We start from the raw sequence: 13088 nt of genomic DNA on the forward strand, positions 1-13088 counted from the left end.
TCAACAGCTGTCTTCCACCAGTATGAAGGTTTGTATTAACCTAAGGAAAGCCCATGTCAGACTCAAAGATTACTCAAGACTTTATTGGTTTTGGCTTAGGGCTACGTACCGACCATTTTGAATATATCTTGCAGCATCAACCTGCTATTGACTGGTTTGAAGTGCTTTCTGAAAACTATTTAGTTGCAGGTGGTAAACCCCGTTATTATCTAGAAGCCATAGCTGAACAATACCCTGTTGTGATGCATGGGGTTTCTATGTCAATTGGTAGCACGGACCCATTAGACATGGATTACTTAAAGTCACTTAAAACACTCAGTAATAACATAAATCCTAAATGGATTTCAGATCATATTTGCTGGACTTCGATACACGGGGTTAACAGTCACGATTTATTACCGCTGCCATATACAGAAGAAACCGTTAAGCATGTCGCTGAGCGTGTGAAAGTAGCCCAAGATGTACTTGGTCGCAGACTATTACTTGAAAATGTATCCAGTTACCTTTCATATAAAGACTCCACTATGGATGAATGGGAGTTTTTATCGCAAGTTGCCGAAGAGGCTGATTGCCTCATCTTGTTAGATATTAATAATATTTATGTTAGCGCGCGCAACCACTTCTTTAATCCACTAGATTACTTAAACAAGATTGACCCACGTCGAGTACAGCAGTTTCACTTAGCGGGTCACTCAGATTATGGCGAATACGTGATTGATACCCACGACCATGATGTGCCACCTAGTGTGTGGACCTTATATCAAGCAGCCCTTGAACGCTTTGGCCCCGTGAGCACTATGATTGAACGGGATGCCAACATTCCTGACTTTCCGGTGTTATATCAAGAGTTATTAGAAGCGCAAAATATTGCTGAAATAACCTTACCAGGCCATCCCGACCTTGAACGCTCAATATTGACGCCTATGACACAGTCAAAAGCTCAGCCACTTATTAGCGAATCTGTTTCAAGTCGTCAATCAATTATTCAAACTCATCATCAGTTACCCACTAAAAAGGTTGCGGTATGAGTCAACTGAAGCAGATTCAACAAGAGTTCATGCAATATCTTTTAGCTGACGCTAATGCCAACAAAAGTGCGGATTCTAGTGTAATAACGAGCGATCGTCGTTTTGTGGATATTAGATCACGAGTGTCTGAACAAAGTGGCATCTCAGTCGAACATCGTTTACAGATTTATGCTAATGCCTATCGAATTCGTCTTAAAGAAACCATGGAAACAGACCATCAAATTCTCGGCTTATATTTAGGTGATGAATTATTTGATAAATTAGCTGCAGAGTACCTTAATGCTCATCCTTCATCGGCAAAGTCGCTGCGGAGGTTTGGCGATAACTTAGCCGGATTTTTACGTCACGATAAATTTTTTAGTCAATATCCAATATTGGCTGATTTAGCACAGTTTGAGCGACTTTTATTAGCTGCATTTGATGCTGCGGAGTCATCACGCGCAGAGTTCAGTACATTGCAAAATTTACCACCTGAGCACTGGCCTAACTGCTGTCTACGCTTCCACCCCAGCCTGCAATTGTTTAGCTGTAAAAGTAATGCAGTTGAAAGTTGGCAAGCATTAAAGGCTGAGACTTCCCCTGACGCACCTTATTATCAGCAGCAAAAATATTGGATGCTATGGCGTAATGAAGAAAGGCTCACTCAATTCGAATCCTTAAATTACAGCCAATATGTGTTGTTAACAGGGTTTATTGAAGGCAATAACTTTGCCGAGCAATGTGAGTTAATGCTCGAATGGTATGATGAACAAACCGCACCTATGATGGTGCTGCAAACATTACAATCTTGGTTTGCTAAAGGTATTATTCGTGAGTTAGTTATTTCTTAGTGCTTATCGTTAGATGCTAGTGCAAAAGTTAGTTTTAACTATAACAATAAAAAATTAGGTTAAATCGTTTTCAGTAAAGTTACTTTTAAACGTAAAAGCGTATGCCGAGTCACCATTTTCTCTTAAGTGTAATAACCTCTCTTTTGCTTCTTTAATATCTGGGATATGTCCTTCTGCAACCCACCACAAAACATAGCTGTCTTCTGATAAGTGCTCAAACCACTCGTTTTTTCGGCGCATAAAATCACGGTGATGGGTGCGAAACATAAAATTTTTTAAGGCTTCAACATTATCCCAAACTGACATATTTACAATCAGGCTTGGGTCATCAAATGCTAGGATTTGAGTGGCGTCGCCAGACTCATCTTTTAGGCGCCAAACAAAACCTGCACTGATTTCAGCGATCCCGTTAACCTCATCCAGATTATCAACAAAGTCTTTCATTTCTGGAGTATCTAAGGCAAATTTACACTTTGCGATATTCAGTTGTGCCAGTTGCATCTTATTCCTTATTCCTTCGGTAACCATAGCTTAACGCTAAGCCCGCCTTCCGTTCGGTTCTGCATGGTAATATGGCCACCATGAGCTTCAACAATTTCTCGACACAAAGGTAAACCAATACCGGTGCCAGATTGTTTCGTCGAGTAAAACGGCAATAATGCTTGGGATAATACTTCACTAGACATACCGCTGCCGTTATCTTCAACAGTAATAATAATCCCTTCTGCTGGATGTTTTATCTCTTGTATCAGTAAACTGACCTTATCTCTATCAGCACCTGACTCATGGGCATTTTTCAATAAATTAATTAATACTTGTTCAAGCTGAACACCATCTAATTCAATGGCCAATGTCGGTAACTTTGACAACAGATCAAAAGGATATTGAGCAGCTAATTGCTCAATAAAATTATCCCAATTTATTAATGCTTTGCGAGGTAAAGGCAGTTTGGCAAATTCGGCATAATGAGAAATAAATTGGCTTAAATGCGCGGTGCGATTTTCAATGGTATCGAATATCAACGCCAACTTATCGTTCTCTACATTTTTGGTTAATACTCTCCCTGAGTTAACCATAGAGGCGATTGGCGCCACTGAGTTGTTCAACTCATGGCTGATAATGCGAATGACCTTTTTCCATACAGCCACTTCTTGGCGGTTAAGTTCTTTAGTCAGTTGCTTGAGTAGAATTAAATGATGTTGCTGATTGTTCTGACTGAATTTCCCCCGCGAAATATGCCAGGTTTCAATATCGTCATTATTGATATCATCATTATGACTATCGTCAGACGTCTCAGAAGCTGAGTCAGCATTAATTGAAAACAGCCCTTCATGCTCACTGTCTAAAGCTTGTCTGAGTGCACGAGGTAATTCTGCAATTAACTCCGCTAGCAACATGCCTTCAATTCGGACACCTTGGTTAAATAAATGCCTTGCAGCATCATTGGCATAAATAATTCGTTGCTGATCATCCACCAGCAACATGATGTTTGGCGAGTTTTGAATGACTTTATCTAACATCAACTCTCGCTGATAAATGAACTGTCGTTCATTACGTAGTTTTTCGGATGCTTGGTTATACAAGTCAGCAATTGAATCTAATTGTGGCTCACCATAGCCATGCAAAGACACACTAAATTCATTATCTTTAAAGTTGAGCAAGCCTACTTCTAATGCACTTAAACTGTCACTTAAAGTACTAGTCAGTCGCATACTGATTAAGAAACAAATACCTGCACTGACCACAATGGCGAGCCATAATTGCTCTGGCCCAAATGAAAACCAAATACCCCAACCACATAGTCCGCTGACAGCAAGGCTTAACAGATTACCAAGCACTAACTTACTACGTAGTGGAAGCGTTTTTCTCATCATTGATATTCACTTTTATCGGTGTTATTTGAGTCGACGTTTATTTAGCGTGCTATTTGGTCGAAATGCCATATTTATCCATACGGCGATACAATGCTTGGCGGCTTAAGCCTAACGACTTTGCCACTCTAGCAATGACCCCATTATGAGTCACTAATGCTTGCTCAATATCCTGTTTATCGGGCTCAACCATGGCAGCTCTGTTAGTTTCAGTAGCTTCGTTTTTAACTGCGCTTGCTGTACTTGAAGTCACTTTATTTGAAGTCACTTTATTTGAAGTCACTTTATTTGAAGTCAAAGGCATCGCAGAATAGGGAGTAGGAGCTACTGTTCCCGCAGAATTCAGCCCTTGTTCTGCAGTCTGTAATAAGCCCAAATCTGTCATGGTCAAAACGGCATTCGTTGTTAATAACACTGCTCTTTTACAAACATTTTCAAGCTCGCGAACATTACCTGACCAAGCATGAGTCAGCAGCGCTTGTTGCGCAGGCTTATCAAAACTAAAGCCTTCGCCGACAAAGTGCTGCGCCAAAGGCAAAATGTCATCAACGCGTTGATTAAGTGGTGCTAATGGCAATTCAATGACGTTGAGACGGTAAAATAAATCCTCTCTAAAATGACCTTTGGCAATATCATCGGCTAAGTCCGCATTAGTCGCGCTTATTACTCGCACATTCACTTTACGGGTTTGATGACTCCCAAGTCGTTCAAACTCACCGGTTTGCAACACTCGCAGTAACTTTACTTGGCCAGATAATGGCAAGTTGCCAATTTCATCTAAAAATAATGTGCCACCATCAGCAGCTTCAAAACGGCCTATGCGCACTTTATTTGCGCCAGTAAACGCGCCAGCCTCAGCGCCAAATAATTCGGCTTCCAGTAAGTCCATTGGCAAGGCGCCAATATTCACTTTGATAAACGGTTTCTTGTTCAATAACGAGTTAGCTTGGACAATATCGGCAATTTTATCTTTGCCGGCACCATTAGGACCGGTGATCATGACTGATACATCAGACTTGGCGACTTGTAGGGCTAAATCAATACAGCGCTGCATCGCACCGCTTCCAAATACCATGCCACATAAATCGGCATCATTAATCGCACTCATGCGATCAGAGTCCATTCGGGTAAGCTGATTATTTTGCTTAGAAAGGTGATAAATAGATAGCAGGTTATTGATACTGGTGAGTAACTTAGCATCATCCCATGGTTTACCCATGTAATCAGCTGCGCCAGCTTTAACTAACTCAACTGCCGTTTCTAATTGGGTCCACGCCGTCATCAGAATGATTGGTAAATTCGGCTGCTGCTGACGCAAGGTATAAAACAGTTGCTTGCCCTCTTCGCCTGATGTCGTATCGCGGGTGAAGTTCATATCTTGAATAACAAGGCTAATATCGTGTTTTGAGACAATATCTAACGCTTGTTCAGGCGTTTCACAGCTCAATGCTCGATAACCATGGATATCTAGCATCAGCGTCAGTGCACTACATATAGCATGGTTGTCATCAACCACTAAAATACTATCCATGTGTATTATTTTTTCTCTCTTTATATAGGGTTTATACCCTAGGTTTATGCATTAGGGTAATGTTATCTGGGTAACGTTACTGTAAAACGGCTACATTTACGAGTTGCGATGATTATTTACAGTAATTTCAGTGGCAGATAATCTGTTAACTAACACGACAGATAAAACCTAATTTAGCAATTAAATATATGACTATAAATTAAATACTTACCAATGAAAGCCTGTAACTTGTAACATGCTTTCATCGGCTAATTTATATCATAACGTGATTTTAAAACTGCTTGTTATACACTGCGTGTCGCCATTGCTGGTGATATTTTTGCGGCTTTCATCGCAGGCATAATCACAGCTAGGGTAGTCACCACTAACAAACCTACAATAGCAGCTATTGGATACGTTATTGGCAACATAGGTAGGCTATATAAGCTCATCAATTGTTGGCCTAATTGCAATGACAGTAAGCCACCAATCAGTCCACCAACGATACAAATGAGATAGTTTTCTACCATAAAGTAATGAACGATATCACGCTTCTTAGCACCCAACGCACGGCGAGTACCAATCTGTTTAGTGCGGCGTTGAATATTAAACATCACCATACCAGTCAGTCCTAATGCCGTTATTAATAGTAATAAAATTACCATCATGCTTAATAATGTCGCCATTAAACGATGGTTGCTGTACGACTCTTTTTTCATATCAAGCAATGACGAGAATCCATCAATCACCCGATTTGGGTTTTCTGCATGGAACGCCTTTACAATCGCTTCTTCCAATGCCGGAATATGCTCAGGTAACGCGCGAACCATGTAGGTTTTATTTTTTAAACCACCACCAAAATCAATATTTTGAATCACACTGTACTCAAAGTTTTCATGATTCACCCAAGCACCTTGAAGTTTTTCTATCACGCCAATAATTTCAATGGTTTGCTTGCCTTGATACATGGTTTTACCCACGGGTGACTCATCCCCCCAAAACGCTTTAGCTAAGGGTTGTGACACCATCGCCACCATGCCGCTTTGATCTAACTGGGTATTAATTTCTTCAGGGCGAAAGTTGCGCCCTTCTATTAACTTCGCGCCCATTACATTCAGTAAATGCTCATTGCCTAAATACAATGCAAAACCAGGCATGCTCTCAGCTATTTCTTCATCTGCATTATCAACATAACGGTCCATCCAACCACTGCCGCTCAGTGGCATCATGTTAGTTGAACTGGCATGAATCACGTTCGGTAAACCGCGCAGTATTTGTTGGTCAATGATATTTTGCTGAATGTTGTCGATCGCAGGGTCAAAATTATAAACATTAAAGCTCAATATCTGCTCTTCCATTAAGCCCGAACTTCGCTGCATCATGGTTAAACGTTCATGAATAATAAAGCTCGCATTCGCCACTATGGCAACCGATAAAATAATCTGCAGTAGCAATAATATTGGGGCACTTTTGCTGCGCATTAAACTCGATAAAATAGGTTTGATATGTAACATGTCGAATTCCTTTCTTTAGTCGTTATTGCGCTTTTAAATACACACTGGGTTTAGTGCGGCACACGACCCAAGCAGGATAAATACCCGCAATAATAGCCGTCGAAATAGCAATTAAAGGCGTAATAAACCACATACTTGCATCAAGTCCAGTCACGCTTTGCTTCATACTAAACTCTGCATGCAGTATCGATAGCGCTCCCCAAGCCCACAGTAGTCCAACAATGCCTCCAATAAAGCCGATAATCCCAACTTCGACCATATATTGGCTGAATATTTGTGCACGACTTGCACCAATGGCGCGGCGAACCCCCACTTCTGGAGCACGTTTTAAGAACTTAGTCAGCAGTAAACCGAGAATATTCACCAAACATACACTCAAGAACAGCACACTGAGGCCAACTAAAATTTTGTTATCTCTTGGCACCACATCGTTATTTTCAAGCCATAGCGCAACATCGCTAATTTGAGCTGATTCTTGTGGTGACTTAGCTGTATCGGTGTAGCGCCCAAAACTTCTTTGCTCTTCTACATAACGCCCTAGCCAGCTCTGTAATTGTGATTTCTGCTCTGGGGTTTCAAGGAAAGTCCAAAACTGAATCCAGGTCTTTTCCGAATTTAAGCGATCTTGATGTGTCAGCATCGGCTCAAACTTCCAGCCACTGGTGTTGCCCCATACATCAAACTCTTCTTGCTCAGTCAGCGAAAAAGGAATAAAAATCTCTTCTGCATCATTGAATGCGCCATTAAGCGGGTCGTAATATTTAGGCTGCGGATTCCAATCTTTGATCACACCCACCACCTGATAAGGCTTGCGGTTGAGGTAAATAGTTTTACCCACACTATTTTGACCGTCAAAAAAAGTTTGATTAAGCTTCTCACCAATCACCACCTGATATGCGGGGTGGCTATCAACGCTTTTCCCCCAGCGATCACCATATAAAAATGGCACTTCAAAAATGGTGAAAAAATCTCTATCTGTGACACGTACGCTTTCTAAAACAGGTTCGATATCCTGATTATCAGATTGCATTGCAAGCCCTGTACGATATGAGGCTGCTTTCACCGACAGTTCATTGTTATTACGAAGATTCACCACATCCTTGTAGGTAATATTTGACTGGTATTCATCCCAAGTATCTAACCCTTGGCTCCACAACTGGATTGAATTGATCTGATCACTTCGCTTCTCAGCAGGGTTATAAGACATGGTTTTATAGACATTCAAAGTGGTAATCGTAATGCCGATACCAATTGAAATCGCTAATACCATAAGCATGGATAACATGGGGGTTTTCTTGATGCTGCGCCAAGCAAGATCGCAATAATATAAAAACATAAGCTTATCTCCTACTTGTGTTATCCGTTGCTGCTGGCAACTTTTTGCAAATCAGCCACTTGTTGTAAGTCGGTGGCTTGTTTTAAATCAGATACAAGCGTTTGGTCTGCTTTTTGATACATCGAGAAGTCACAAACTTGACCATCGACAATTTGAATATTGCGTTGAGCACGACGCGCAAGTTCAGCATCATGGGTTACCATGATGATGGTGGTTCCCGTTTGGTTAATATTCTCTAATAACTCCATGACTTGGCGCGCCATTAGGCTGTCTAAATTACCCGTTGGCTCATCGGCTAATAAAAATCGCGGCTCACCCGCTAAAGCTCTAGCAATCGCAACGCGCTGCTGTTGACCACCTGATAATTGTGACGGTAAATGCTTCATCCTTGCAGCTAAACCGACTTGCTCTAATGCTGACTCCACACGGCGATTACGCTCTGCCCGATTAAAACCGCGATAACGTAATGGCACTTCAACATTCTCAGCGAGGTTTAAATCAGGAATAAGATTAAACCCTTGAAAGATGAAGCCGATTTTTTCATTTCTAACTTTCGCGCTATGATTATCACTAAGGTTTGAAACGTTGACGCCATCAAGACTAAACTCGCCAGAAGTAAATCCTTCAAGTAAACCAGCAATGTTCAAAAAGGTCGTTTTACCTGAACCAGATGGCCCTGTAACTGCCACAAACTCGCCCTCTTCAACTTCAAGATTAAAATCACGTAGCGCATGAGTTTCTACTAAGTCCGTTTTAAATACTTTGCTAATATTCTTCATTGATAACATGAGTCTGTCCTTGTCTTATTGGCTCTGTGTTTTGCCAATTTTTGTTTATTCAATTAATCGGTGAATTCGCGCTTAAAAATGCACTATGATTTGCAGTGCAGTGGCAAAATCTAATTCAAATAACACCTGCACCATATCGCTGCTTAATCCATAACTAACCTGATCTGCGAGTTGATCTGTTAGGTCAATAATTTGAAAGCTAAATGACAACCAGTTAAAGCTTTCATCAATTCTGTAACTCACCGCTAGGCTCAATAGCATCAACGCAACAAAGCCTGTCATCGGTTTGGTTTGAGATGATTTCATTTTTGTGTCCTTACTTATTGTCGCAATCCAATCGGTTTAATTTGTTTATCTAATTTGAATTTGTTCATCGTTTTTAAACGCTTCAGTGCCTGAAACCACCCACACATCACCCTCCTTACCTCCATCAACGACTTCGACTTGGCTCATACTCCTTGCGCCGAGTGTCACTGGAGTTTTAACAGCTATATCATCGTTCATAACAAATGCTGTTGAACCGCCGCGATTTAAAAAGTCACCGCGTTTTACCATTAATACATTAGGGCGATTTTCGAGTAATACTCGCGCTGATAAACGCTGATTTTGACGAAGCGATAAACTGGTTTCAGCGTTAAAACGCACTCGAGCTGTCACTTCACGGTTTCTTACTTCTGGTGAAATAGAAGATAAATGCCCCATCACTTTAAGACTGCCAAAACTTAACTCAACATCCATGCCTATGCCTAAGTCATCGGCATAAGATTCAGGCACTGCAAGCTCAGCTTCAAAGGCGCTCAAATCCACGACGGTAAGTATTGGCTGACTTGCGCCGATACGGGCTTTTTGTTCAACCAACCAATTACCAATAATCCCTTTTACCGGCGCCTTAATATCTAGCGCAGCAATCTGACGAGCTAACTCGGTCACCACCAATGCTTGTCTGTCGACTTCTAGGGCACGGTTTTTAAGTTCAAACGTTAAGGTATCGCGCATCAATTCCACTTCTTGAATGGCATGTTTGTGCAACAACTTAGCTTTGTGTAAATCGTCTTTACTTTTTTCATAATCGATGCGGCTAATGAGACTATTTTGAATCAATTGATCGCCACGGCGACTTTCTCTATCGGCAGCTTCTAAATCGACCTTGGCCATATCCAGTACTTGGCTCACTCGTAACTGTTCGCGGCGGGCATCTAACTTGGCGCGCTCCAAATCACTTTCCATTGCGGCAAATACTGACTGCTCTTGTTGAAAGCTACTGCGTAATTTAGGGCTGTCGATTTGTGCAACGACTTGATCTTGTTCGACCTCATCACCTGGCTGGCTAAGTAACGTCACCACACCTTGTTCAGTGCTGTATAAAATGGGCGCATTGGCTGCCACAATTTTACCTGTTGTCGCGATATCACGTACTAAAGTACCTCGAGTGATTGTGGCTAAACGTAGGTCTTTACCTTCGATGGAGCGAATAGAAGAGTCATGACCAATGCTTGCCCACACTAGCGCACTCATTAACACACAGATTGTGCCAATAATGATGGGCATACGTAGCTTTTGAGAAGCGCTTGCTTTAATGACCGTATCTTGTCCGCTGGTATCTTTAATCATCTCGGTTCCTTGACTCTCACTAGGGGCTTTCTGTTTGCTGGCAGTCCGTTTACAAGCTATCCGCTTACAAATAGTGACCGTTCTAGAAAACCTAGTGTGCTATTTCGATATTGTTCCCTTGATAAAGCACAGGCTATGCCAACAATAACAAAACCTTTAATATCATAAGGATAGGCGCAATTGCATTTATTAGAATATACGAATGTGTCCGCGGACACTGATTTAAAGTGTCCGTAAAAAAGAAAAGTGTCCGAACAATAAAAAAGTGTCCGACTGGACACTTTGATTGGTTTAGGTGTAAAAATCTGTACGGTGAAGCAGTTTACTCCGAGGCAGCTACTGTGTGGACCTAACTTTATCTAACGACTCACACAAAGCTTGTACGCCTAATATTGCTCTTGGCGAAGCCCTGTGCAGCAAATCAGCATTAAGCTGATAAATATGATTATTCTTAACCGCTGGTAATTCTGGCCATTTCGACCAATCTACGCCAATAACATTACCTTCATCTTGGCTCTGTAATATCACCTCAGCCCCAGTCAGTAAGACATTTTCAACACTGATTTGCGGGTATTCACTTGCTGCATCAATAAACACATTATCACCATGACAAGCGCTGATGATATGTTCAATCCAACTGCCTTTAGAGACCGTCATTAACGGTGTAGACCATAATTGATAAAAGACTTTTACCGCAGATTTTTGCTGATTCTGACTGCGAATATTGGCCAGCTGTTGGCGATAATCGTTCGCGACTTGCTCAGCTTGTTGCTGGCGGCCAGTTAACTCGCCTAATTGCTCAAGCTCTTTGGCCACATCATCTAAACTTTTAGGATCGCTATTGAAAACCTTAAAACCTAACTGAGTTAACTGGCTAATATCTTCCATTTTATTACCACTTTGCCAGACCACAATGAGATCAGGATTTAACTCAATAACTCGCTCCATCTGAATACCATAATAGCCACCAATACTTGGAATAGTTTTAGCTTGCTCAGGAAAGTCTGCATGATCTGTGGTGGCAACAATTGTTTCGCCAGCACCAATGGCATAGAGCATTTCAACGGCATGAGGTGATAACGCAATCACCCTCTTTGCAGGTTTAACATTTGTTGCAACAACATCAGAACTAAATAAAGTGAGTAACAAGGTAAAAGTGAATGTGAATAAAAAAGAGCGATTAACGGAATGAGTCACTGAAATACCTTTAATAAGTTTGAGTAGCAAGCTAATAGTTATGAGCACGAAATACTTAAAACCGCATCGTGCTCATTCTAGCAATTTTCGCACAGGATTAACGAATAAGTGATTTAACGAGTTAAAGAATTAATTTAAAGCCTTATAAAGCTAACTCTGTTGGCCAACCAAACTTATCGACTAAAGCTTGTAGGTTTTTAGGACGATAATTTACGTCATTATCCCAACGCTGTTTAACTGATTGATGAATGAGCATTGGTTCACCCATAGGTGCCATGTCTCTATAAAGCTTACGTTTAACTCGATAGAAATTACGACGAGAATTATGCAGTTTAGCCATAGGCGCCGGTGAAACCTGATTAATTAAATGTGATTCAACTGATAGCTTATAAGCTTGAGCTTCTTCTAGCATCCAGTGTAAGGCATTGTCTGACAGCATTAATCCTTGGTTGTCAGGTTGATAACTGCCACCAATATTACTGTGAGCACCAGCAAACCAAACTTGCTTCATATCCATCGTGTCTCTTGGTCGCCAAATAGTCGGTTCAAAATCCTGTCGATGTTCATCTATCGCTAAAGCATGACGAGCGACTTTGACATTACTGCCAATTTTAGTGTCATAGAACTCATCTTTATCTTCAAATAAACCTAAAAATGAGCTGGGGATCCCCATCGCACCAACGGTATCCCACACGCCAACAAATTCAATCTCCCGTGAAGGGTGTGAATGCTGTTGCCTAAAGAGCAGTGACTTCTCACCTTCAGGTGCATAAGCTTTCGCTTGGGTTTTATAATGTTCAAAGGCTTGTTGAATAAGCTTGGCGTCAGGGCGTTTTACTATGCCGCAATTGTTTATCAAGCCGCAAAGGCTGCGCATGGTGTATGAGCCACGGCTAAAGCCAAATAAGTAAATCTCATCACCTGCTTGGTAGTTCTGCACAATGTAGCGATAACCATCAAGAATGTTTTTATGCAGCCCTCTTCCTGTCGCTCCACCAATGAGGTTGTCGTAGTAAGAGCCAACTCCCCAGTCATAAAAAACTTGTTGAGGTTTACCATCCTGCGCAACAGGACTAATGGCTCTGGCAAGCCTAAGTACATTGGTCGCCTGATCTTGATTAATGTCTTCTTCAGGGCGATTCCAAGTACCATCAGCACAAATAACAATCCGTTTATTCATCACTCTTCCTTGTTCGCTTATGATTTGAATCAAATTAGGCCATTGCACGGGCTAATGTTACTGCATCACTTTTCTAAAGAAGAAAGTTACAACGCCTTATTTAAGTAGACACGATTGACACAATTAACGTGTGATAAATCATACCTTGTTCGACTTTTAGACAATAGTCATTCCTGCAAAAGTATCGTTTACTCATTAACGACTTACTTCTAGCAGTAAAGGA

12 protein-coding genes are annotated in these 13088 nt (G+C 41.3%); 2 read left to right on the forward strand and 10 right to left on the reverse strand.

What is annotated here, in order from left to right; translation table 11 throughout:
* Nucleotides 1-53 precede the first annotated feature (53 nt).
* Entirely contained in the window at nucleotides 54-1028 is a 975-nt protein-coding gene (gene bufB, locus QPX86_RS16040; RefSeq protein ID WP_220751800.1) for an MNIO family bufferin maturase, read from the forward strand.
* Entirely contained in the window at nucleotides 1025-1858 is an 834-nt protein-coding gene (locus QPX86_RS16045) for an HvfC/BufC N-terminal domain-containing protein (protein WP_285163187.1), read from the forward strand. The genes bufB and QPX86_RS16045 overlap by 4 nt, the downstream gene beginning before the upstream one ends.
* Before the next feature lie 54 nt (nucleotides 1859-1912).
* On the opposite strand, the gene QPX86_RS16050 is transcribed toward QPX86_RS16045, so the two are convergent.
* The 10 genes from QPX86_RS16050 to QPX86_RS16095 all read right to left on the reverse strand — a co-directional run bounded on the left by QPX86_RS16050 (nucleotide 1913) and on the right by QPX86_RS16095 (nucleotide 12865).
* Nucleotides 1913-2359: a DUF3291 domain-containing protein gene (locus tag QPX86_RS16050; protein ID WP_285163188.1), complete on the reverse strand. Its 447-nt coding sequence runs from the start codon at nucleotides 2357-2359 to the stop codon at nucleotides 1913-1915.
* A gap of 8 nt (nucleotides 2360-2367) precedes the next feature.
* Nucleotides 2368-3732, reverse strand: a complete 1365-nt coding sequence (locus tag QPX86_RS16055) for a sensor histidine kinase (protein WP_285163189.1) — start codon at nucleotides 3730-3732, stop codon at nucleotides 2368-2370.
* A gap of 49 nt (nucleotides 3733-3781) precedes the next feature.
* Entirely contained in the window at nucleotides 3782-5260 is a 1479-nt protein-coding gene (locus tag QPX86_RS16060) for a sigma-54-dependent transcriptional regulator (protein WP_285163190.1), read from the reverse strand.
* A 284-nt stretch (nucleotides 5261-5544) separates the two neighbouring features.
* Complete coding sequence (locus tag QPX86_RS16065) at nucleotides 5545-6753, reverse strand: ABC transporter permease (protein ID WP_220751810.1); 1209 nt, start codon at nucleotides 6751-6753, stop codon at nucleotides 5545-5547.
* A 22-nt stretch (nucleotides 6754-6775) separates the two neighbouring features.
* Complete coding sequence (locus QPX86_RS16070; protein WP_285163192.1) at nucleotides 6776-8089, reverse strand: ABC transporter permease; 1314 nt, start codon at nucleotides 8087-8089, stop codon at nucleotides 6776-6778.
* A gap of 20 nt (nucleotides 8090-8109) precedes the next feature.
* Nucleotides 8110-8877, reverse strand: coding sequence for an ABC transporter ATP-binding protein (locus tag QPX86_RS16075; protein ID WP_220751814.1), 768 nt, complete (start codon nucleotides 8875-8877; stop codon nucleotides 8110-8112).
* A 72-nt stretch (nucleotides 8878-8949) separates the two neighbouring features.
* Nucleotides 8950-9183, reverse strand: a complete 234-nt coding sequence (locus QPX86_RS16080) for a hypothetical protein (RefSeq protein WP_285163193.1) — start codon at nucleotides 9181-9183, stop codon at nucleotides 8950-8952.
* Between the two features lie 45 nt (nucleotides 9184-9228).
* Nucleotides 9229-10488: an efflux RND transporter periplasmic adaptor subunit gene (locus QPX86_RS16085; protein ID WP_285163194.1), complete on the reverse strand. Its 1260-nt coding sequence runs from the start codon at nucleotides 10486-10488 to the stop codon at nucleotides 9229-9231.
* A gap of 336 nt (nucleotides 10489-10824) precedes the next feature.
* Entirely contained in the window at nucleotides 10825-11637 is an 813-nt protein-coding gene (locus QPX86_RS16090; protein ID WP_285165183.1) for a cobalamin-binding protein, read from the reverse strand.
* A gap of 190 nt (nucleotides 11638-11827) precedes the next feature.
* A complete protein-coding gene (locus QPX86_RS16095; RefSeq protein WP_285163195.1) occupies nucleotides 11828-12865 on the reverse strand; it encodes a DUF2235 domain-containing protein in 1038 nt (345 codons plus the stop codon).
* Nucleotides 12866-13088 lie beyond the last annotated feature (223 nt).

The sequence above is a fragment of the Shewanella goraebulensis genome (assembly GCF_030252245.1).
In the GTDB taxonomy this organism is placed as follows: domain Bacteria; phylum Pseudomonadota; class Gammaproteobacteria; order Enterobacterales; family Shewanellaceae; genus Shewanella; species Shewanella goraebulensis.